The 23,601-nt window shown below is 40.3% G+C and carries 22 protein-coding genes and 1 pseudogene; 17 read left to right on the forward strand and 6 right to left on the reverse strand.

Translation table 11 applies throughout. The annotated features are described in order from the left end of the window. Window positions 1–137 precede the first annotated feature (137 nt). The 5 genes from G4417_RS08030 to G4417_RS08050 all read right to left on the reverse strand — a co-directional run bounded on the left by G4417_RS08030 (window position 138) and on the right by G4417_RS08050 (window position 5,663). On the reverse strand, window positions 138–1,025 hold the full coding sequence (locus G4417_RS08030; protein WP_173683255.1) for an AraC family transcriptional regulator: 888 nt from the start codon (window positions 1,023–1,025) through the stop codon (window positions 138–140). A gap of 18 nt (window positions 1,026–1,043) precedes the next feature. After that, on the reverse strand, window positions 1,044–1,874 hold the full coding sequence (locus tag G4417_RS08035) for an ATP-binding protein (RefSeq protein ID WP_173683256.1): 831 nt from the start codon (window positions 1,872–1,874) through the stop codon (window positions 1,044–1,046). Further along, entirely contained in the window at window positions 1,871–2,647 is a 777-nt protein-coding gene (locus tag G4417_RS08040; protein ID WP_173717673.1) for a hypothetical protein, read from the reverse strand. The genes G4417_RS08035 and G4417_RS08040 overlap by 4 nt, the downstream gene beginning before the upstream one ends. A 141-nt stretch (window positions 2,648–2,788) precedes the next feature. Then, window positions 2,789–3,619 (reverse strand): LytR/AlgR family response regulator transcription factor, encoded by an 831-nt coding sequence (locus G4417_RS08045; protein ID WP_243872095.1) that lies wholly within the window; start codon window positions 3,617–3,619, stop codon window positions 2,789–2,791. A 454-nt stretch (window positions 3,620–4,073) separates the two neighbouring features. Continuing rightward, window positions 4,074–5,663 (reverse strand): AAA family ATPase, encoded by a 1,590-nt coding sequence (locus G4417_RS08050; RefSeq protein ID WP_173683259.1) that lies wholly within the window; start codon window positions 5,661–5,663, stop codon window positions 4,074–4,076. 615 nt (window positions 5,664–6,278) lie between these two features. Here G4417_RS08050 and G4417_RS08055 point away from each other — a divergent pair. Further along, window positions 6,279–7,124, forward strand: coding sequence for a hypothetical protein (locus G4417_RS08055; RefSeq protein ID WP_173717674.1), 846 nt, complete (start codon window positions 6,279–6,281; stop codon window positions 7,122–7,124). A 58-nt stretch (window positions 7,125–7,182) separates the two neighbouring features. Further along, complete coding sequence (locus G4417_RS08060) at window positions 7,183–7,857, forward strand: hypothetical protein (RefSeq protein WP_173683261.1); 675 nt, start codon at window positions 7,183–7,185, stop codon at window positions 7,855–7,857. A 270-nt stretch (window positions 7,858–8,127) separates the two neighbouring features. Here the strand turns inward: G4417_RS08060 and G4417_RS08070 are convergent, their stop codons facing one another. Further along, a complete protein-coding gene (locus tag G4417_RS08070; RefSeq protein ID WP_202048513.1) occupies window positions 8,128–8,514 on the reverse strand; it encodes an AbrB/MazE/SpoVT family DNA-binding domain-containing protein in 387 nt (128 codons plus the stop codon). A gap of 337 nt (window positions 8,515–8,851) precedes the next feature. On the opposite strand from G4417_RS08070, the gene G4417_RS08075 reads away from it, so the two are divergent. From G4417_RS08075 to G4417_RS08145, 15 genes and pseudogenes are all read left to right on the forward strand, one after another. Beyond that, window positions 8,852–9,577: a transglutaminase domain-containing protein gene (locus G4417_RS08075; RefSeq protein WP_173717675.1), complete on the forward strand. Its 726-nt coding sequence runs from the start codon at window positions 8,852–8,854 to the stop codon at window positions 9,575–9,577. 45 nt (window positions 9,578–9,622) lie between these two features. Next, window positions 9,623–10,594, forward strand: a complete 972-nt coding sequence (locus G4417_RS08080; protein ID WP_173683263.1) for a DUF3878 family protein — start codon at window positions 9,623–9,625, stop codon at window positions 10,592–10,594. A gap of 39 nt (window positions 10,595–10,633) precedes the next feature. Further along, complete coding sequence (locus G4417_RS08085; protein WP_161276207.1) at window positions 10,634–11,443, forward strand: HD domain-containing protein; 810 nt, start codon at window positions 10,634–10,636, stop codon at window positions 11,441–11,443. A gap of 66 nt (window positions 11,444–11,509) precedes the next feature. Continuing rightward, the gene (locus tag G4417_RS08090) at window positions 11,510–12,091 is read left to right on the forward strand and encodes a M48 family metallopeptidase (protein WP_161276208.1); all 582 of its coding nucleotides are present in this window, start codon (window positions 11,510–11,512) and stop codon (window positions 12,089–12,091) included. A 125-nt stretch (window positions 12,092–12,216) separates the two neighbouring features. Further along, window positions 12,217–13,440 (forward strand): annotated as a pseudogene (locus G4417_RS08095) (endonuclease Q family protein); the annotation flags it as partial. Between the two features lie 144 nt (window positions 13,441–13,584). Then, window positions 13,585–14,043: a metallophosphoesterase family protein gene (locus G4417_RS08100; RefSeq protein WP_055150263.1), complete on the forward strand. Its 459-nt coding sequence runs from the start codon at window positions 13,585–13,587 to the stop codon at window positions 14,041–14,043. 243 nt (window positions 14,044–14,286) lie between these two features. Then, entirely contained in the window at window positions 14,287–14,586 is a 300-nt protein-coding gene (locus G4417_RS08105; RefSeq protein ID WP_082419141.1) for a transposase, read from the forward strand. Window positions 14,587–15,333: 747 nt separating this feature from the next. Further along, window positions 15,334–15,888: a 6-phospho-3-hexuloisomerase gene (gene hxlB, locus G4417_RS08110; protein ID WP_055150258.1), complete on the forward strand. Its 555-nt coding sequence runs from the start codon at window positions 15,334–15,336 to the stop codon at window positions 15,886–15,888. Between the two features lie 287 nt (window positions 15,889–16,175). Continuing rightward, complete coding sequence (locus tag G4417_RS08115; protein WP_055150254.1) at window positions 16,176–17,015, forward strand: MurR/RpiR family transcriptional regulator; 840 nt, start codon at window positions 16,176–16,178, stop codon at window positions 17,013–17,015. 15 nt (window positions 17,016–17,030) lie between these two features. After that, window positions 17,031–18,056 carry a sugar ABC transporter substrate-binding protein gene (locus tag G4417_RS08120; protein ID WP_082419140.1) on the forward strand — a complete coding sequence of 342 codons (1,026 nt, stop codon included), beginning with the start codon at window positions 17,031–17,033 and terminating at the stop codon, window positions 18,054–18,056. Between the two features lie 79 nt (window positions 18,057–18,135). Beyond that, a complete protein-coding gene (locus G4417_RS08125; RefSeq protein WP_055150251.1) occupies window positions 18,136–19,641 on the forward strand; it encodes a sugar ABC transporter ATP-binding protein in 1,506 nt (501 codons plus the stop codon). After that, the gene (locus G4417_RS08130) at window positions 19,634–20,599 is read left to right on the forward strand and encodes an ABC transporter permease (protein WP_055150245.1); all 966 of its coding nucleotides are present in this window, start codon (window positions 19,634–19,636) and stop codon (window positions 20,597–20,599) included. The genes G4417_RS08125 and G4417_RS08130 overlap by 8 nt, the downstream gene beginning before the upstream one ends. A 5-nt stretch (window positions 20,600–20,604) precedes the next feature. Further along, window positions 20,605–22,293 (forward strand): ribulokinase, encoded by a 1,689-nt coding sequence (locus G4417_RS08135; protein ID WP_055150237.1) that lies wholly within the window; start codon window positions 20,605–20,607, stop codon window positions 22,291–22,293. 1 nt (window position 22,294) lies between these two features. After that, window positions 22,295–22,999, forward strand: coding sequence for an L-ribulose-5-phosphate 4-epimerase AraD (gene araD, locus G4417_RS08140; protein ID WP_055150234.1), 705 nt, complete (start codon window positions 22,295–22,297; stop codon window positions 22,997–22,999). Then, complete coding sequence (locus G4417_RS08145) at window positions 22,980–23,600, forward strand: KpsF/GutQ family sugar-phosphate isomerase (RefSeq protein ID WP_055150231.1); 621 nt, start codon at window positions 22,980–22,982, stop codon at window positions 23,598–23,600. Before araD ends, G4417_RS08145 begins: the two co-directional genes overlap by 20 nt. The last annotated feature ends 1 nt before the right edge of the window (window position 23,601 follow it).

A 23,601-nucleotide genomic window follows, 5' to 3' on the forward strand; every position in this document is an offset into this window, starting at 1 on the left:
TTTTATGAGTTAGATTGCTTATTTTTTAGTTTTGAATAGTGTATTGTTTTTGATTTATATCAGGAAGAGAAGTTCTCTTGCTGACATCTATAACTATATCAGCAGTCAATTCAAAAAAATACAACAAAATTGCGATTTTATGACAGGTTTCTGCGAAATTTGTGAGGAGACATTCCGGTTGCCTGCTGGAACTTTTTGATGAAATAGCTGGTGTTGTTGAAGCCTACTTCCAGTGCGATCTCTGTGACAGAGGAGTCGGAGTGCAGAAGCATAGGCTTGGCTTTCTCAATGCGCAGGTCATTGATATAGGCGATCAGAGTCTTGCCTGTATATTGCTTGAACAGTTTCATAAAGTAGTATTCGCTGTAATTAGAGAGAGCAGTAAGCTCTGCTGCGGTCAGTGACTGTGAATAATTGAGGTTGATGTAGTCCAGGATCTTTTTAATAGAAGCAAGACTTTTGTTCTCTTCCTTATCTGCGGGAGTGATGTAATTTCCCATGAGCATTTCGTAGAAAAAGCTGAAAAACAGAGCCTTTAATTTTACGAAATAATATGGTTTTTTTTCTTTATGGCAGGTATGGATTCTGTCAAAAAGCAGGCAGATATTCCCGTAATTGTTATCAGGTCTGGAAATAATATGGGTAAATTCCGCCTGATTTTCCATCAGCAGGGAAATGACACGTTCCTGACATAAATCCCCCGCCGGACTGGACAGAAAGTTCAGGTCAAAAACAATACTCCGGAAATAAAGGATATTCTTCAGATCTGTTTTTATGCCATGGAGAACGCCACGGTTCACAATGATCAGGTCACCGGCCTTGACGCGGAGGATCTCTTTGTTCAGACGAACCAGTCCGCTGCCGGATTCAATATAAATCAGTTCCATCTCGTCATGCCAGTGGTTGTAGAGAGAATGGAATATCTCGCAGTTGTCTGTATAGGTTTCTATGGGAAGCTCAAAGGAGCCGTGAGAGCTTCGTTCTTTCAGGGTATCATCTACTTCGATTGTGGGAGTAACTGGCATGGAAAGCGCCTCCTTTTTTCAGAGATTTTTTATCTGTAGTAAGACAATGGAATCAAAAGTATCATTATGGTCGATCCACTGATAGGAGCCATTATATCTCTGGCAGATATCTTCAATAATAGAAAGTCCATATCCATGAGAACCCGGTTCTGATTTCGTAGTCTTATGTGTAAAAGTTTGCATCGGGTTCTTGGTATTGTGCATATACACAGTCAGAAATCCGTTGGAAATGTTTGCAGACAGCCGGATTTCTGGATTAGGATTGCCGGAAGCGCTACAAGCTTCGATAGCGTTGTCCAGAAGATTAAAAAATATACTGCTCAGGTCAGCTATATCAATGGAAATCTTTTCCGGTAAAAGGATTTCATAGGATACATGGATATGTTCCTGTTCTGCATGAAGCCGTTTCCCTTCCAGGATTGCCTGCAACAGGTTATTTTGGCAGTAGGGATGAAAACGCTCCTTCTGAAAAGTCTGATTCAGATTTCTGATGGCAGTATCGGTCTGCTCATATTTTCCCTGTTCCAGGAGTGACTGGAAGTCCTGAAGTCCCTGCACAGTTTTGATCTGAAAATCCTGAGTATCCTGTCTGCGGATCTGAAGACTGTAATCCTGTTCCTGTTTTAATTGTTTCTGTTTTTGGAGAAAAGCCAGTTCCATTTCAGCATTGGATTTCTTTAACACATCAGCAAGCACGCGGTATAAGAGAATACAGATAAGGATCATAAACACTGCCAGTATCAGAAACATATGATCAATTTTTTCTGTATAAATCGTAGACAGAAAATATAGCAGCTGGAATACAAAGAGGAAGAGGAATAAAGGAATCAATTTAAAGTTCTTTTTCATGACTGCTCCTCCTCTGGTTGTTTTTCTTTTGGGCTGCAATTGAGCCTGGACAGAACAGAAGCGGTATATGTTTCTGCTTCCTTATATTTTTTCATATCCATCAGATACATGACAGACATGATGTGATTCTCAATATCATGATTCCATTTCCGGAGACTGGCATATTCATTACTTAACTGAACGGAATCGTTTATCTGCTTTTTCATTAACTCAATTTCCATTTTTTTCTGTAAATATTCCCTGTGCTGCTGGGCTAAAGAACGGACTGCACGCAGAAACAGCAGATAACTGCCGATGCATATAATCCAGTAAATGATGCTCAGAGCCAGAACTGTTACGCTTTTTTCCTGAAGGGAAATTATAACATTGAGAAAAACAGGAGCGATCAGTGGCAGTAACAGTTGTAAAAAGGTGAGTATTTTCAAATAATCTATACACTGTCGCAGGATTTCTGATATTTTCCAGAGAAGAAACAGGCCAAGCAGGATGTTGGAGAGTTCAATGATGAAATATTCTGCAGGTGAACAGCTGGATATCAGATTGTGCGGAGTATAGATATGGGTCGGTATAAAAAGATTATGAAGTGCTATGAAAACACTGGTACATAAAATTTCCGGACAGATTATCAGCAACTGGAAAATAAAATAAACAGCTAATTTTTTCATAAAAGATGCCTGGAATAAAAAAAGTGTTACAAGAAATGTTGTAAGCTGAAATACGATTGTAATTCCATTATGCTGTGATTCACGCTTGAACCAAAATAACAATGCCATAAATACTGACAGACACAAAAACAGTGGAAGTGAGATCTTGCGTTTGCAGGGCAGGATCCTGCAGTAAAAGTAAAACAGTCCAAAACACAGATAAAGGCTGGATAGAATACACAAAAATAGATTGATCATATGACTGCCCATTTACTGCACCTCTCTGTGACTGGCAAGCATCATGAAAGCAAAAGCGTCCTTAAACTGCTGGTAATAAGATCTGCTGACAGGGATCTCTGTATTATCAGAAAGTACAATGCCCTTATGACTGTAAGTACGTACAGCATGAAGATTGACGGCAAAGCTGTTATGGCAGAGACAGAAATCTGGTTTCATTCTTTCTGTAAGAGCTGTCAGTCTTTCTTTTGTTGTATATGTCCCTGTTCTGGTATAGATCGTGGTCTGCCTCAGATTCCGCTCCAGATAAAGAATATCGGAGCAGAGCACCTGATAATTGCGTGAATTTCCGGAGAAATACAGATATCGTGTATGCAGTTTCTCAAGCTTCTGGCACGCTGTTCTCAGAGCCAGAGGAAGATACTTTTCCATCTGCTGTTTATGGATAAAGTAAGTGTGTTCTGTCTCATATACTGCGGTAGTATATTGCAGATACTGGCTGATAAAAATGATCTGAGTATCCGGGCTGACATGGTTGATCTTTTCTGCAAGTGAGATACCATTTACGGTGTCAGAACCAAGATCAATATCCGTCAGTACAATGGAATAAGGGCATCCGTTTTCAGCAGCAGCCCGGAGAAATTCATCACCGGATATAAAATGTGTTATTTCAAAAGCTCCCGGAGGATACTTTTGCAGAATAGTATGTATTATTTCATAATGTGAAGGGTTGTCTTCGCAGATTGCAAGTTTCAAAATTGGATTAAGCTCCTTTGGATTAAAGTGGTGGTAGTTTCTTATGTCAGTGACAATATCTGTCGGATATGACAGATGGATAAAATGAATTGTATTTCCAATAATCATACTATAAAAAATGACAGGATGCAATTTGTCTGTGAGGAAGATTGGAAAAAATGGTTAAATATGTAGTGAAATATAGTTGTTTGTGTGAATGCATGCGATTTCGGGAGTCTGTGTGATACAATCAGGATATGGAAACAAGGAAGCGGTTTTAGAATTTTGTACGTGAAAAAAATTATTATTCCTGGTACTTTCAAGCGCTGAATATAGAATATATGTGAAAGCGGTATTGTTTCCATGGGAGAAGAAAAATATATAAGAATGACTGTCTGAAAATCATTATGTACATATATAAAGTGATTGGAAGTATCGGGAAACTTCTGGCAATAACACAAATGACGAAGGAATAGACAGAGAGTGGGAATGGGTTAGCTTACAAGAGCTTCCCATTCCTGCTTTTCTTTTTTGCATAGATAATCGGTAAGATGTTCTTCGTAAAGGACAATCAGTCCCTTTGTTATTTTTCGGAGTATTTTTCGATTACACAATTATGCGTTTTCTGCTTCTTATCATAAGAAATTCCAACAAGCAAAATATTGTCAGTATAATTTACAACAGCCTCAGGGTACTGCCTGTTTTTTATCTGCCGGATTGCGGTCTGGGCATTTTGATTCCATTTTAACTCAACAACAAGCGCAGGGTAATCTCTGGAATATTCTGGCTTTGGAAGGTAGACAAAATCTGTAAAACCTCTGCCTGCAGGAAATTCACGTATGGGTTTAAAATAATACCGCATAGTGCTGAGATAACTGATGGACAGAATGCTGCTGAGGGAGTTTTCGTTGTTGTACTGAATAGCCGAAGCGTATTCATTGTGTATTTTTTCAATGGATCTGGCCACAGTGTCTGCGTCCATGTCCAGAGTGGCATCCAGCAGCTCTGAGGATTCCTGCTGGAATGTCAGAAATTCATTCCATTTCTTTCGTTTAACAGCTTTGGCAAGTTCCTGACGGATTTCTTCGTTTGGAACAAATGCAGAATGAGTATCCTGATCATAACCCAGATAACCCAGATGGATCAGGCAGGTAAGAACATCATCTCTGCAGGTAAAGTTCACCATATCATTCTGGAAAGTCGTAGGATCGATTTCTACGGAATTACCGGACAACATTTCGATAATGGCAGTTTTGAGTCCGTCAAAATCCATATTGATCAGAGGCACAATTGCTTCGTAGGTTCCGGTATCCGACCAGTAACTTTGGAATTTATTCCAGATCATCAATTCTACTACTGCTTTAGGATTGTATACCTGATATTGCTCCAGTAGATAACCGTCATACCAGTGTTTGATTTTGGAGAAATCCCGGTGGTATTTTTCACAGAGCATTTGTACTTCTTCTTCCGTAAAGCCAATATATTTGGAAAAAATCCTGGCGTCAGTCATTGTAAACTCCGCAAAATTGTTCAGAGCTGACTGTGTTTTGATTTTCTTGATTGGAAGAATCCCGGTGAGGTAAGCCAGTTGGATATATTTGGTAGGTTCAGAACCTTTGAACATACCGCGAAGAAAGTTGATGTATTCCTCCTGGACTGCCAGGTCGGTAGAAGCATCTCGGATCAAAACATCCCATTCATCAATAATTACTACGAACTTTTGACCAGTGGCAGTGTTAATGCAGGACAGAGCCTCAGGCAGAGAGTTTATGGAGTCAGGCAGAATTTCAGGGTAATAATTCCTTAATTCCAGGATTGTTTTCTCGGTAATGTAGGAAACTACATTCTCCGGACCGCCGGCTGGTTCCATACACCATTGAATATCCAGATGGATCACATCATATTGATTTAAATATTTCGTGAAATCAGGTGCCTGACCGATTTCCAGAGATGAGAACATTTCTTCGGAACTACAGCCTTTACAGTAATATGCGGTGAGCATATCGGCAGTAATGGATTTCCCGAACCTGCGGGGGCGACTGTTGCATATGAATTTCGCGGTGGTATCCATAACTTTATTTGTATATGCCAGCAAGCCGGTTTTATCTACATAGATTTCTGAATTCAGCGCAACCTGAAAAGCACTGTTTCCGGAATTTACAAATCGTCCCATGGAAATGACTCCTTTCTGTTTAGTGGCTTTTTATTATGTATACGGCTTGGTTTCTTTATTATATTGTAAAATGCTATATTCAGAATGTCAATGAGACATGGAAAAGATATCTGACATCTGATACGGGAATGCAAGCTCCCTTTGATAAACTGCGGAGCAGTTATCCGGTGTAGAGCTGCGTAGCGAAGCGGATTGCGAATATCCACTTGATATGCTCTAAATATGTAGCAAAATATGGTTATTTATGTAAATGGGAAAAATATGTGACAAAAATATGTTACAATTTATATTGCGGAGTTATATGGTAAGAAAGAAGGTCAGGATATAGATCTAGATATAATTATAAATTCTCTAGTACATCGTTTCGTAAATAACTATACCAATCGCGCAGGATGCGGATTCGAGTGTGCAGATAAAAAAACGCAGGCGTAGCGGGCTACGCTGAGGCTTTTTTATCTGTGCAATCGGATTCGCAGACAAGTGAGTGGTATAGTTATTTCGAAAACGATGTACTAGGAGTATATTGGTATATAGAAAAATAAACCACAAGATGAATATATGGAGGAAACTATGGCAAGAAGTAAATGTAACTTTCAACTATCACTAATACTTATAATGTTAATACTGGGCCTGGGTCTGATAAAAACTCATCCTATCAGTGCAGCCAGTTCCATACCGGTAGATTTGAAAACAGGTTATGCATATACCTATTACGATGTTACCGGTGATGGAAGAAAAGATAATTTTACAGTAAAGGCAGTCAGTCTGGATACTTATTATACTGGTGATGGATATTATAATGCAGTTTATCTTTGCGTAAATGGAAAAGGGCAATACATAAAACTTAAAAATATGCAAATGCCATTTTTCAGCCTGAAAGCCAGATTATATATCTTTGATAATGCCAGACCATTATTATATCTTAGTGCCACGAGTGATAATGATCATAAATTTATAAATGGTATTTTGAGATATAAAAATGGTAGATGGAAATATCTGTTAGATATGACGAAGGCTTTTGGAGATTATAAAGATTATGCCCGCGGTGAAGTAATCGACAACAGCGGAAATAATCTGAAAGTACGCTATGAAGTTATGTGCTGGACGATAGGTTTCTGCAGGCTGGACTACACATATATCTATAAAAATGGTGTGTTAAAACCTGCGAGCAGTTATGGAAAAATAATTGATTATCGTACCATGTATAATGGCATGTATAATGGTGATCGTACACTTGTAGCCAATAAATCAATTCGGGCATATAAAAAGTGCGGAGGCGGTGGAACATCTTTTGTTCTTCGAAAAGGAAACAAAGCAGTTGTGCAAAAATGGAGATACACTGGGGGCAGACTTTATATCCGCTTAAAATGTGGATCAAAGACCGGCTGGATTAACGGGCAGAAACAGAAAAATTTTGTATCTTCAAAACAGCAGTGGTTTTCCAATCTTCTATATGTATAAGCAGAATGTGATTTATAGGCAGGTACAGGGATTTATTCAGATGGCAGGAGACAGAAAAATGAATATGAAAAGAATATTTCAAAAAATAATTGTGGTATTATTGGCAGCAGTGTTATGGATATTACCGATACAATCTGTACAGGCAGCTGGTATGTCATATAGTAAGGCGTCACAGTTATATACTGAGGCACAGTGCCAATGGATTGCTCATCCTCGAAAAGTTAAAATAACTGATGATCTGCGGGCCCGTTCAGGATGGTTTGGAAATGATACAGGAAAAAAAGTAGACTTACACAGGCCATTTTGTTCGGATATGTCCTATTGGATACGGACGGATTTGAGCGGAGATGGAGTACCGGAATATCTTGCAGTGATACCGGGTGGTCAATTGATAATCCTGACAATCTATAAAAATAAAGTAAAGGTTCTGGCTGTTTTGCAGACTACAAGTATCATGCCGGACGTTTATTATAACCGTCAGAATAATACATTTACGATTGCCGCTTCAATAACAGCACGGCTTACATCCAGAAATGTATATAAAATCCAGAAAGGAAAACTGTACCGTCTGGCAACATTATCAGATGCTATAGGGCAGATGAATGGATATGGTTATGTACCCGTCAACAGATATTTAAATGGGAAACAGGTTTCTAAGAGCAAATATAACAGATATTACAAAAAATACTGTAAAAATATGCAAATTATTAACTGGAAGGGAGCGCAGGAATAAATTTTGTCAATAAAATAATCCCCTGGAAGTACTGATTAACTTCTGGGGGATTATCTTATGAGAGAGTCTCTCTTATGATACAAATATGTACTGTTATATAGTGCGTATAACGTTTTAATTCCTCGTAAAAATTTTCTCTGGTTCCTGCCAGATCACCTGTCTTTTAATCTTCACATATCATTTCAATAGCTTCTTTGTACAGAGATTTCAGCTTTTTATCGTTGAGTTTTTTCAGAAATTTTGCTGCTGGTGGAAGGATCTGTACCTGTGTCATTTTTCATCCTCCGTTCCGAAAACATCCTCTAGGGAGTATCCTTCTGATTTAGATTCTGCGACCCGGTCTGCTTCGGCAAGCATTGCTTCAACTGCCGGACGGACTTTTCGCTGTGCCTGTTTAAATTTCTCGAGTAATTCTTCACCGCTATATCCCTGTCTGATCAGATCGGCAAGAATCTGTTCGGCAAATTTACCACTGGTATTTTCTTTAACAGGGCGTAAAATCAGTTCGTTGCCACGCATAATACATTCTGCTTCTGTATTAAAACCCAGAAGCGTAAAAAATTTCTGTGGGATAGTAATCTGGCGTTTAGATGAAATACTGACTTTTTTTGATTCCATGGATGCGTTGCCTTTCAATGGGATTGTTGCTGTTGGCATTTGTGTATGCCTCCTTCCTATTTTATGTTCATTTATTCTGTAATATACATGTTGCTTGGTTTCTTTGTTATATTGTGAAATATTATGTTTGGAATGTCAATTCATATGGTAAAGATATCTGATACAGTTTTTTTCATTTTTAGCTTTAATCTTATATACTCAAAAAAATCTATGGGATTGACAGCCATACAATAATCAGCTAAATTTTTGTATAGATATTGTGTTTTTGTGAAAGGCAGGCGAGTTTTTGTTGAAGATGAAGTGTCTTGCATCTGAAAATAATTTAAAGGCTGGAAATACGAAAGGAAAGAGGTATTTTTGGTTAGCAATAGCGTTTATGGCAGTTTTGCTGTTGAGTATTTCTTATTCTCCGGTATTTGCAGAAGAAACAGATGATACAGGATGGGTTACTGAAAATTCCAATACATATTATACTGTTAATGGCAAACGTGTAAAAGGCTGGAGAAAGATTGATAAAAAATACTACTATTTTGATGCCAATTATATTTTGCAGAAAAACAAAATTGTGGGTTCAAAGCAAAAGGGATATTACTATGTGGATCGAAGTGGCGTCCGCGTTACAGCACCGGAGATTAAGTATGCGGTTTCATTTGTGATGAAAAACTCATCTCCAAAAGATTCAAGGAGTAAACGATTACGGGATTGCTTTGAGGCATTGTGCAAGTATCAGTATTACAGAGGCTGGCTGGATAACGATATTTCTGCTGCTACCATTTCATCCTATGCCAAATATATGTTTCAAAATCATCGAGGGAATTGTTGCAGATATGCTTCTTCGCTGGCATATATTGCAAGAGTTCTGGGATACGACAGTCGGGTGGCTGCCGGAGGAGTAACTGCTTATGCACATAATAATTTATCTCCTCATGGATGGTGCGAAGTAAAAACCGGAAATACATGGAAAATGTGTGATTGCAGCATGCAGAATGCGCATAGAGACAGGAATCTGTTTCTGGTAACCCGTAAGGCATATCCTTTCAGACTTCGTTGTGATAAAGTGTTTACTATGAACATAAAAGGCGGAAAAGTTACCTGGAAATAAAGCAGGAGCTTCCGAAGAACAAAATGATCCTACAGGGGAGTAATAATGGAAGACAATTTTGAAAAATTAAATCTGCTTCTTGAGCAGGAACTGTGTGAGTTTGTGGATATTCCGGACAGTTTTACCGGACAGACGGAGAATGGAGAGTTACGTCTGATCTATCTGATGAATGATGCGGTGGAGAGTTTTCTGGTTTTGAAAAATGCCAGGATGACGGGAAATTATGTAAGGGATTATAAGGGAGAGTTTGAGGGTTCTGTAGAGAAGGCAGACAGGGATTTATGTGAGGCAGAGTATATTCTGGTGATTCATCAGGGGCGGAATGTGTTTACTGTATTCTTTGAAGATATTTTGCTGGAAACACATTTGTATAATTATGGAGAGTTGGGACATTTCTGGGTGAAGGGCTATGAAAATCTCAGGGTAATGGAGTACCAGATCGCTATATTGCGTGATAAATATGAGTATCTGGGAGAAGAATATTGCACGGAGCAGGAACGAAAACTGGCGATGTTGCGTGATTTCCCACCGTTAAATTATCTTTTTTATCCGGCAGTACCGGAGAAGTATATTGTTCCGGTGGACAATCCATGGGAGGTAACGGCGGAAGCACTGGCAGTTATGCAGGAACTGGCAGAAGAAGCAGGGGATGAAAAACTGGAAAAAATGCTCAGGCGTTATGAAAAAAATCCGGATATATCAAATGCCAGAAAGATAGCTGGAATGTTTTGCAGGAGCAGTCATTTACCAGTGGTTACTTTGCTTGGAGAAAAAATCAGGGAAGCAGCTTCGGTCTACCCGGACAGAGATTTCGGGAAAGAAAAGAATCAGTATCTCTGTAAATTGCTGGCAGAGGCGGAAAGAAAAAGAAGTGAACTGCACCAAAAGAATGTGCAGACTATTATATACAGAGAAGAACCTTTCATTTATGACTGCGATTCTATATCGTTTCAGGTATATCTTGTGACGGTGAGAAAAGGTGTGTGGAAGCAGAAAATAATGGTTGAGAAAATGTAAAGTAGTCTGAACAGGAATAAAAAAGGGGTTATAATATCAATGGATAAAGATAAATTATTGGACTTAACAAGAGATTTTGATGCAGCGAAAGCTGCCTTTGAAGCATATCTGGATGAATATGACAGAGCGGATGATAAGATTCATCTGAAAATCGTACATACTTATGGAGTGGTTGATGCTGCAGAGGACATTGCCCGCCGTATGGGACTGGATGAGGAAGATATACAACTGGCGAAAGTGATAGGATTGCTTCATGATATTGGCAGATTTGAACAGATTAAACGATTTGACAGCTTTGAACCGGGAACTATGGAGCATGCAGCATATGGTGCACAGCTTCTGTTCGGACCGGAGAAAATGATCCGTAGATTTGTGAAGGATGACAGGTTTGATAGTCTGATCTGCACTGCGATTGAGAAGCACAGTGACTTTAAACTGGAAGGAATTACGGATGAGAGAACTCTGCTTCATGCGAAGCTGATCCGTGATGCGGACAAGCTGGATAACTGTCGTGTGAAGCTGGAAGAATCAATGGAAACACTTCTGGGAGTAGATGAGAAAGGTGCGGGAGAGGGCGTGATTGCTCCGAAAGTATGGGAATCCTGCATGTCAAAAGAATCTGTATTGTCTTCTGACCGGGTTTCGAAGGTGGATTATTGGGTTTCCTATATTGCACAGTATTATGATATTAATTTCCCGGAAACGTATGAGATTATGCGTGAGCATGATTATGTGAAAAAGATTGCAGACAGAGTTCCCTATGCACTTCCGGATACTAAAGAGAAGATGGATATTCTGGTAGCAGAAATGGAAAAATATATGGATGAAAGAATTCAGAATAAAAAGTGATCCGATGCCGGCGAAAATTTATACTGTGGATGCTATAAATAAGAAGACGAGAACGATTTTGCGGATATGGATAAAAAAGAAAAAAATCAGGAGAAATTCACCTGCGGAGAATTCGAATATCAGGTCATAAGAAGTGCCCGAAAAACCATGACTCTGGAGGTGCGCAGGGACGGAAATGTTATCGTCCGTGCACCGCTTCGAACCGGTCTGCCGCGGATTAAGAGATTTGTAAATCAGAAACAGGACTGGGTTCTGGAATGCCTGGAACGGACAAAAGAATATCGGGAACAGAAGCCACTGAGTGCAGGACTAAGCGAAGCAAAGCGAAATGTTTATATGCGAAAAGCAAAGGAAACGATTACAAAAAGGGTGGCTTACTTTGCCAGATTAATGGGTGTTTCTTATCGGAATATCACTATCAGAGAACAGAAAACAAGATGGGGAAGCTGCAGTAGCGAGAAAAATCTGAACTTCAACTGGAAACTGATACTTGCACCGCCGGAGGTGCTGGATTATGTGGTGGTTCATGAACTCTGCCATCTGAAAGAAATGAATCATTCGAAGGCATTCTGGGACGAAGTTGGAAAAGTAATGCCGAATTATGAGACGCATAAATTGTGGCTGAAAGAGAATGGTTGGAAATTATAGGGATATTATTGATATGCTGTAATTTTTTACAGGAAGTAATTTACCTAAACTACGAAGAGGTTATTTGATTATAAATAAGTGTATAATTTTATCCGCATGACTGTGGATTAAGGAGAAAAATGCTAATGAAAATGATAGGAGATCTGCACATTCATTCCAGATTTTCCATGGCAACAAGCAAGGAAGGCACGCCAGAGAATCTGGATTTCTGGGCAAGAAAGAAAGGAATTTCACTGATTGGAACAGGAGATTTCACACATCCGGTGTGGCGGGAAGAGTTGCAGGAGAGACTTATTCCGGAGGGCAATGGCCTGTACCGGCTCAGAGAGGGATATGTAAAAGAAGAGAGCAGGAAGTTTCCGGGGGAGGGAACACGATTTGTTGTTTCCGGGGAAATCAGTTCTATTTATAAGAAGAATGGAAAGACCAGAAAAGTACACAATGTAATCTTACTTCCAAGTCTGGAGGCAGCAGACGCCATGGCGCAACGTCTGGAGAAAATCGGAAATATTCATTCGGATGGTCGCCCAATTCTGGGCTTAGACAGTCATGATCTTCTGGAAATGATGTTGGATGTCTGCCCGGAAGGAATTCTGATTCCGGCACATATCTGGACGCCGCATTTTTCGGTTCTTGGTGCGAAATCAGGATTTGATTCTGTAGAGGAATGCTTTGAAGAACTGACACCATATGTACATGCGCTGGAAACCGGACTTTCCTCAGACCCGGCTATGAACTGGAGAATTTCCAAACTGGACCGCTATCAGCTTGTATCCAATTCAGATGCACACTCCCCGGCCAAACTGGGGCGTGAGGCGAATCTCTTAGATATTGACTGCTCTTATGAGGGGCTTTATCAGGCAATCCAGACTGGAGAAGGACTGGAAGGCACGGTAGAATTTTTTCCAGAAGAGGGAAAATACCATTTTGATGGACACAGAAAATGCGGTGTGTCATTAAGTCCGGTGGAAGCGGAACGTCTTGGCGAAATTTGCCCTATCTGCGGAAAGAAACTGACGATGGGTGTAGATCACCGAGTAGAACAGCTTGCAGACAGAGCCGAAGGTTTTGTAAAAGAAGACGGCAAAAAATATGAAAGTCTTGTACCTCTGCCGGAAGTAATCTCTGCATGTATGGGATATTCCACTGCAAGTAAGAAAGTACAGGGATGTTTTGAACAGATGTTGCAGACACTGGGAACAGAATTTGACATTCTGAGAAATGTACCGGCAGAAGATATCAAATCCTGCGCAGGAGAACGGATTGCAGAAGGAATTGAGAATGTAAGAACCGGAAATGTGAAAAGAATCCCGGGGTATGACGGGGAATATGGAAAGATTGAACTGTTTAATGAAAATTGAAATAGCGTAATGAATTGCATATAGTTGTATATAAAGTTTATGAAGTATTTTAGTTCTTTATAAGAAAGTACGGATGACTTATTTTGGGATTGGAAATTTGTCAGAAGAAAATGATTAGCGAGGAAATGACATATGAAGAAAGTAGGAATTATCTCAGATACTCACGGCCTGCTCAGGCCGGAAATTCTGAAAATCTTAAAAGACTGCGACTGCATTCTCCACGCAGGTGACGTAAACAAACCGGAAATCCTGGATACACTTCGTATGATGGGTTCCATTTATGTAGTTCGCGGAAACAACGACAAAGACTGGGCAGAGGGAATTGCAAAAACCTTACATTTCACCATTGAAGGCGTAAGATTTTTCATGACTCATAATAAGAAAGGTGTAGACTGGAATTTAAAAGACACACAGGTAGTAATCTTCGGACACACCCATAAATATTTCGAAAAAATAATAGACAACCGCCTATGGCTAAATCCGGGAAGCTGCGGCCCAAGGCGCTTTGACCAGGAAATCACCATGGCAGTAATGACAGTTGACAATGGAACTTATCAGTGGGAAAAAATTGCCATGATCCCTGAAAAGTAAGTTTACCACTGACCGATATGTGGTATATAAATGGTCGGGTTGAAAGTTTGGTCCTTCGCCATAAGGCGAGGGACTTTTTTCTAGTGTGCCAAGCATGGCACTAATCTAGTCAGTGAAAGTCTGACCACGGGTATTTACCGCCAAGTGTAGCGAAGCGCAAGTTGGTGTCAGTAATGTCATGGATGAAGGAAGCGCATAGCAAAGTTCTTGAGCCTACGTATAGAAACTTGATAAGGCAATGAGGTGGGTAAGGTTGCTAGACAAACTGAAGCCCTAAGGGTAAATAAGAAATCCTCTGACAGAGCAACGACGCAAAGGAAAATGAAGACAGAAAAATATAAGAAACTGTCCCGGATCAGAAACGGAGTGGAAACAATCCCATCCATCCTGCGGAGGAAATACCAGATAGACCATATGCTGGTAAGAGGGCTTCTCCCCACCAAGCTCCGTTTTGGGATAAAACTGGCAGCCTTGAACTTTAAGAAGCTGTTTGGATATCTGAACAGTGTGGATCAGTGCGCCTTAATTCCCCAAATCAGCTAACAGAGCAGAAATAGTGGTGCGTTTTCTTACCCCAAAACAGAGCCAACAGCGGATATTTGTTGTTTTATATGAAATTTTCAAGGAACATAGATTTCTATGGGCGATAATTATTATGTTTTGACACCCATATCATATTTTTAAAAATCATTCATGAAACAACCCTGTGCATAAAATTTCAAGTATTGACAAAAAAATACCAGTAACCACAAGGGTTGCTGGCTATATATTAAATGTTAAAGTGTCAAACTCAGGAGACGTACTTTGTTTTGGCGATTCAAGTACATGGGGATATAATCCGAAGGATGGCAGCCGTTTTCCGTGAGGAGTGAGATGGACGAGCGCCCTGCAGGAGCAGTTAAAAGATCAGGCAAAACAGTTCGCACCTGACAGTAAAAACCTGCTGATCTCTCCAATCTTTCTTGAGAACGGGTCTGGGAAAAAGGATTTAATCAGGAATTTTCGCCGGAATTCGTAGAAGTCGCCAAAAAGCTGTGAGATGTTTATGAGAAGATCGCAGAACAGTACGGAACAGACTTCTTCCGGGCGGCATACTATGTATAGAGTAGCGAAGAAGATCAGGAGCATATGAATGCAGAAGGACATAGAGTATTCGCGGGAGTGGTGGCAGAACATCTGAAAAGTACGTAATGAGTTGGAAAGCAGGAAAAATGTCCTTTACTTTTTTTACTGAACTTGATATAAAGAAGATGAATAGATTTTGCATTCCCATAGAGAAAGAAGTGGAAATTGTATACAAAATATATCAGCGAGATTTTACAGGAACTTCAGGAATGCCTGAGCAGCGGATCAACTGCGGAATTTGCCATGATAGGTCAGCTTATAGATCAGGCCGAAAAGATATTTGTAGCCGGTATGGGAAGAACTGGATATGTAATGAAGGGGTTTACCATGCGGCTTGAGCAAGCCGGATATGAAGCTTATTGGATCGGTGATACGAATACCCCCGCAGCAGGAAAGGGGGATTTACTTATTCTTGGAAGCGGAAGTGGCGAGACGGAAACACTTAAGGTGTATGCAAAAAAGGCAAAAGAACTACAGATACCAATTATTGTGTTTACGACATGCAGGGAATCGTCATTGCATGCAGACGCAGCTGTTGCAGTTGTGATTAATGCAGATGCGAAGTTTAAAGAGGATACAGAGAAAAAATCTGTTCAGCCAATGGGATCACTGTTTGAGGAGGCTTTGTTTATCAGCCTTGAGGCACTTGTGATCCAGTTGATGGAAAAAAGGGGAATATCGGAAAAAGAACTGAAAAAAAGACATGCGAATTTTGAATGAAAAAGTTCGGAAGATGTGTAAAACATCTGTCGAACTTTCTCGTATATAAATTCCTGTATTGTTATTCAAAGTGAAGAAGTGAAGTGTTATTTCGAAGTAAAGCTTTCAAAATGAAGTGGAAAAATTAAAAAACTATACAAATATAACAAACAATTAAATGGATAAAGATAGTGTATATAGTGCAAAATGATGAAAAAAATATGCAAAATTTACTCCATAATTTTAATATGATATTCTAATTATGAAGTAAGAATTCAATAACTTACTGAAAATGTGGAGGAAAAAGTATGAATGAAATAATGGTGCGCATCAGATTTCAACTCCCATCTCTTCCGCGGGCAGAAAAGGTTGTGGCAGAAGCATTGCTGGAAAATCCGGAAGCAATTGCCAATTTTACACTGTCAGGTTTGGCTCATGAAACAGGAAGCAGTGATGCTTCGATTGTCAGATTTTGTAAAAGAATGGGGTACAGCGGGTACACAGAATTCAAACAGGCATTTTTATCAGCAGCAAATGAAGAAAGTTCAGAACGTCCTGAAAAAATAGAAGCGCAGGACGATATGGTGACAATACTGAAAAAAGTATTTCACAGCAATATGCAGACACTGACAGATACATTGTCATTGGTAACTCCAAATTACGAAAAAGCATTAAACGCTATGGCAAATGCAAAATCTATTCATTTTTTCGGTGTTGGAGACGCCTATGCAGTGTGTCAGCTGACGGATACGAAAATCAGCCGAATGGGTATTAACTGTTCTGCTTACAGTGATGTCATGATGCAGTTAATGACGGCAGCAAATTTAAAACCTGTAGATGTGGCATTTGCCGTATCCTATGAAGGCAGGTCAAGAAATGTGGTGCAGGCAATGCGTATTGCAAAAGAACAGGGTGCAACTACGATATGTATTACTAAAATGAACAAGTCTCCGTTATTAAAAGTGACTGACATCCCACTGTTTATTTCAACCAGTGATCTGACTTGCGGAAGAGACAAAGTGGCACGGCGTGTGGCAGATCAGGCCATACTGGATGCCTTGTTTCTTGGAATGACTTTGAGAAAAGGAAAAGAATACAACAAGCATATGCGAATGGTGCAAAATGCAATTGATTTAAACAAACTATGAGATCAGGAGGGATTTATGATGAACAAAAATGTAGTATCAAGATTGTTATGTGCAGGTCTTTCAGTAAGTATGATGTTATCTATGGGATCAGTAGTATTTGCAGATGATGACTGGACCATTGATGTAGAAGCGATGAAAGAAGAAGCTGCTGCAAAAGACAACAAAGATATTAAACTGGCATATGTGAGTATGAATCTTGCGAATCCATGGAATGCAATGGTAAAGAAGGGATTCGAGGCAGGATGCGAGGATCTTGGTGTTACTTATCAGGTTATTGATTCGGAATACAATGTTGACACACAGTTAAATGCACTGGAAAGTCTGGTAAATGATGGTTACAGCGGATTTACCTTTACTCCGATTGATACACAGGCAACTCTGGAAATTGTAGATAAAGCTAACGAAAGCGGCATTGCAACTGCATGCATTGCTCAGACACAGGAAAATGTAAAGCTCAGTTATACGTTGGACGAGTATGATTATGGACATACCATCGGAGAACAGGCGGCAGAATGGATTAAAGATACACTGGATGGAAAAGCACAGGTATGTATCATTTCACAGGACAATGTAGAGTCCGTTATTCCACGTGGTGATGGTGTGGAAGAAGCGTTAAAAGAGATCTGCCCGGACGTTGAGATTGTTGCAAGACAGGCTGGAGATACGCTGGAAAGCGGTATGAAGATTGTAGAATCCGTTCTGGCACAGTATCCGGATCTGAACGTTGTAGTTGGAACCAATGATTCCGGTGCAATCGGCGGATATCAGGCAATGGTAAATGACGGAAAAGAAGGAGAAAAATATGCTGTATTTTCCGGAGATGCAACAGATGAAGCTCTGACTTACATTGCAGAAGAAGACAGCATCTACCGGGGAACTGTAGATTTATTCCCATATAAGGGTGGTTATGAATCAGCATTTTACTTATATAAATACGCAACAGAAGGTATCCCGGAAGAACAGGAAACCGTATATCTTCCATATGTGAAGGTACCAAAGGCTGACGTGCTGGACGGAACCTATGAGTGGGATGGAAAATAAAAAGTAAAAAAAGATATATCCGGAGAAGGGGAAATGCCAGAGCGCATACCCCTTTCTCTTTAAAAAAGAGGAGACGCAAATGAACGATATAATATTGAAAGTAGATCATTTGTCCAAATATTTTGCATTAGTGAAAGCGTTAGATGATATCTCTTTTGATGTGCGAAGAGGAGAGGTTCATGCGCTCTGTGGAGAAAATGGAGCAGGCAAGTCAACATTTATAAAATTACTGACGGGTGCCTATGAACCTACAAAAGGAACAATTGAATTTGAACATAAGGTGTATGAAAAAATGACACCGAAGTTATCCATGGATTTGGGAATATCGGTTATCTATCAGGAGTTCAGTCTGATTCCATATCTGACAGTTGCAGAGAACATTTTTTATGGAAGAGAAATTCAGAAATATGGAATCAGAAACATAAAAGAAATGAATCAGCGTGCGGAAGAACTGTGTAAGGAAATGGGCGTTGATCTGGATGTAAAAACAAAAGTATGTGAACTGGGAGTGGCTTATCAGCAGATTGTGGAAATTATGAAAGCTGTATCGAAAAATGCCAGGTTTATTATCATGGATGAACCAACAGCACCACTGACCATCAATGAAACAAAGATTTTTTTTGACATCATTGAAAAACTCAGAGAAAAGAGAGTTACTATTATTTTTATATCGCACAGATTGGAGGAAGTATTTGAACTATGTGATCGCGTGACGGTATTTTGTGATGGAAGATATATTGTTACTAAAGATGTAAAAGATGTAACCAAGCAGCAGCTGATCTCTTATATGGTAGGACGTGAACTGACGGAATCCTACCCTGTGAATATCGCTGGAAAAGGGGAAGTGCTGCTGGAAGCAGATCATTTGACCAATAAGAGAATAAAAGAGATCAGTTTTCAGTTGAGAAAAGGAGAAATACTGGGATTTGGAGGACTGGTTGGAGCAGGACGTACGGAGGTGGCAAGAGCCATATATGGTGCCGATCGGATACTTTCCGGGAGACTGAAAAAGAATGGAGAAACTTTCTGCCCGGCAAACCCGAGAGATGGTCTGAAGCATGGAATTGGTCTGATACCGGAAGACCGCAAGAGGCAGGGTTTGATTCTGGGAATGTCAGTAAAGGAGAACACTGTTTTCAGCATCTATGATAAATGTACAAATACGGGAGTCATACAGAAATCAAAAGTAGAAAGTCTTGTGGATGATTATATAAAAGAATTAAAAATAAAAACACCAAACAGGGAACAGATTGCGAAGAATCTGTCTGGCGGAAACCAACAGAAAATTGTTCTGGCAAAAATGCTGGCAACAAACTGCGATGTGCTGATTTTTGACGAACCTACCCGCGGAATTGATGTGGGCGCGAAACAGGAGATCTATGCATTGATGACAGAACTGGCAAAACAGGGAAAAGGAATCATCATGATCAGCAGTGAAATGCCGGAATTGATAGGCATGTCAGACCGGATTCTGGTAATGAGCCATGGAAAAATTGTAGGAGAACTGGAAAGAACAGAGTACACACAGGAAAGAATTCTGGAATTTGCGTCTACAGAGAAAGAAGGAGTAGAGGAACATGAGTAAGAAAAATGATGTATTAACAAAAATGCTGGACTATGGAATCCTGATGGTTCTGATAATTCTGATTATCTTTTTTTCTGTTGCATCCAGCAATTTTCTCAGCATTAATACCTGTATGACAATTTTAAAACAGGTGTCCATTACCGGAATTACATCAGTGGGAATGTGTTATGTAATTCTTACGGGAGGAATTGATTTATCAGTTGGTTCCATTGCGGGTCTGAGTGCGGTAATAGCAGCACTTGTAATGCAGGCGGGAGCACCGGGAGTAATAGGATCTCTTGTTGCTTTACTGGTTGCGCTTGCAGTAGGAGCGCTCAATGGATTTTGTGTGACAAAGTTAAATATGCCGGCATTGATTGCAACACTGGGTACTCAGACAGCATTAAGAGGACTGGCATATATCGTTACAGATGGATTACCGGTTCACAGTTTCAGTAAAACATATGGTAATTTCGCAAAAACATCCATAGCCGGAATTCCACTTATGGTAATTCTGATGCTGCTGGTATTTCTGGTTGGAAAGTTTATTTTGGAAAGAACCACATTTGGACGTTATGTATACGGTGTTGGGGGAAATGAAGAAGCATCCCATCTTTCCGGTGTAAATGTCATGAGAGTAAAACTGATTGTATATGCTTTTGCCGGATTTTTATCAGGTATTGCAGGACTGGTATTACTTTCCAGAACCAGCAGCGGCCAGCCATCTGCCGGAGACGGATATGAAATGGATGCGATTACGGCAGTAGTTCTTGGCGGCGTAAGTCTGTCAGGAGGCGAGGGAAGAATTAATCAGGTAATGATCGGTGTAGTTCTGATGGGAGTGTTATCAACCGGGATGATTATGTGTGGCATCAATGACTATGTACAGAAACTGGTAAAAGGTATTGTTCTGATTCTGGCGGTTGCATTTATGGAATTTTCCGGAAAAGTAAGGAATCAGAGAATGGTTCAGAAATAGGAGGGGTGATATTGAAAAAATATACCATCGGAATTGATTTTGGAACATTGTCAGGAAGATGCCTTCTGGCAGATGTAGAGACTGGTGAGGAAATAGCCACCAGTGTGCTGGAATACAGGCACAGAGTAATGAGTGAGACTTTGCCGGATGGTACCAGACTTGGAGTAGACTGGCATTTGCAGCATCCTGGAGATTATCTGGATGTATTGAGGATCACCATAAGAGATGTAATAAAACAGGCGGAGATTAGGCCGGAACAGGTGATTGGAATCGGGATCGATACAACCGGCTGTACAATTTTGCCAATAAAAAAGGACGGAACGCCACTTTGTTTTCTGGAAAGATGGAAAGGCAGTCCCAATGCTTATGTGAAGCTGTGGAAACATCATGCTGCACAACCCTATGCAGATAAAATGACAGAGACAGCACTGGCGAGAAATGAAAAATTTATTCAGCGTTACGGTGGGAAAATATCCAGTGAATGGATGTTTCCAAAAATATGGCAGGTATTGGATGAAAGTCCGGAGATCTATGAAGATACGGATGCATTTCTTGAAGTGACAGACTGGATTGTGATGCAGCTGACAGGAAAACTGATTCGAAACAGCTGCGCTGCCGGCGCAAAAGCCTGCTGGCATAAAAAGGATGGATATCCGTCTTCGGATTATTTTAAAGCGCTGGATCCGAGACTGGAACATGTAATAGAGGAAAAAATCTGGGGACCGGTGCAGTCTATTGGCACCAGGGCAGGAGTTTTGAAAAAAACAAGTGCAGAACTCACCGGTATTCCGGAGGGAACACCGGTGGCAGTGGGGCATTTTGATGCTCACGGTGCAACTGTGGGAGCAAAAGTAACAGGTCCGGGACGTATGTTGATTATGATGGGAACCAGCAGTTGTCATGAACTGATGTGTACAGAAGAAAAAATGGTGCCGGGAATCTGCGGTTATGTGGAAGATGGAATTGTACCTGGGTATTTTGGATATGAGGCAGGACAGAGCTGTGTAGGAGATCATTTCGCATGGCTGACAGAGAATTTTCTCTCGGCGTCTTATGAAAAAGCAGCAAATGAACAGGGAATCCATATTTATGAATATTTAAACAAACTGGCCGCAAAGAAAAAAGTGGGGGAAACGGGACTTCTGGCATTGGATTGGTGGAATGGAAACAGAAGTGTTCTGGTAGATGGAAGCCTGTCCGGAATGATGCTGGGATTTACATTAAATACCAGAATAGAAGACATGTACCGGACATTGATAGAAGCAACTGCGTTTGGTACAAGAAAGATCATTGAAACATTTGTGGAATATGAGATTCCAGTGGATGAGATTATTGTGGCAGGGGGAATTGCTCAGAAGAATCCGTTTATGATGCAGATTTATGCAGATGTAACGGGACGGCCGATCAGAATTGCCGGTTCCAGACAGAACGCAGCATTATCTTCCTGTATCTGGGGAGCGTTGGCAGCAGGAAAGGAAGCCGGTGGCTATGACAGTGTAGACGAAGCGGCAGAACGGATGGGAAATCTTCAAGATAAGACGTATTTTCCAAATGTTGAAAATAAAAAAGAATACGACAGATTATACAGAGAATACGAACTGGTGCATGACTATTTTGGCAGAGGACAGAATGATGTTATGAAGCGGCTGAAAAAGCGCATGAATCAGTGTATTCAGGAAACGGAGGAAAAATGATATGTTAGAGAAATTGAAGCAGAAAGTACTGGAAGCCAATCTGGATCTGGTAACAAAACAGTTAGTGATTTCCACATGGGGAAATGTTTCGGGTTATGATCCGGAGACAGAGCTGGTAGTAATCAAGGCAAGCGGTGTCCATTATGATGTGATGAAGCAGGAGCATATGACAGTAGTAGATCTGGATGGAAAGGTAGTAGAAGGGGAATATACACCATCCACGGACACTGCAACTCATGTAGCGCTGTATAAGGCATTTGCAAAGTACGGAATCAGGGGAATTGTGCATACACACTCCCAGTATGCAACGATGTGGGCACAGTTTGGCAAGGATATACCTGCTTACGGAACAACGCACTGTGACTATTTTTATGGTGATATTCCATGTACGAGATTGATGACTCCGGAGGAAATTGCCGGAGAATATGAAAAGAATACCGGGGATGTCATTCTGGAAAGATTTGCAGAACTGGATTGCAGAAAAATGAATGCAGTTCTGGTACATAGTCATGGACCGTTTGTGTGGGGGACTTCACCAAAGGCAGCAGTATTAAATAGCCAGGTTTTAGAATATATTTCTAAAATGGCATATTGCAACTATACGATATCGGACGGAAAGCTTTCCAGAATACAGGAAGAACTGAAAAATAAGCATTACAACAGGAAATTTGGAGAAGACGCATACTATGGACAGGGTAAAAAATAAAACAGGCTTTGACAGTGTAAAAACAGTATTACAAAAAGAAGCGGCAGAAATACAGAAACTGGCAGATCATTTGAATCAGGATGATGTGAACCAAATGCTGTTACTGTTAAATGAATGCAATGGAAAAGTAATTACCTGTGGATGTGGAACTTCCGGGGCTGCAGCAAAAAAAATAGCTCATACGTTGAACTGCATTAACAGACCTGCATTTTTCCTTTCTCCTTCCGATGCATTACATGGAGGTATGGGAGTACTACAGAAAGATGATTTGATCATTTTCTTCTCCAAGGGTGGGCATACAGTGGAACTTGAATCGATGATAGACAGTTGCAAAAAGAAGGGGATCAGGACGGTACTGGTTACGGAGACGGAGGAAAGTAATCTGGCACAGAAAAGCGACTTTTTATTAAAGATAAAGATTGACAGAGAGCCAGATGCTTTCAACATGCTTGCAACTGCAAGTACCCTGGCTGTAATTGCATTATTTGACGCAATGTCCATTACTCTGGCAAATCATAATGGATATACGAAAGAAGAATTTCTTGTGATCCATCCGGGCGGAGAAGTGGGAGAAAGACTTTTCGCACAGACAGGAAATTAAA

Origin of the sequence: Blautia wexlerae (assembly GCF_013300825.1) — a bacterium.
In the GTDB taxonomy this organism is placed as follows: domain Bacteria; phylum Bacillota; class Clostridia; order Lachnospirales; family Lachnospiraceae; genus Blautia_A; species Blautia_A wexlerae_B.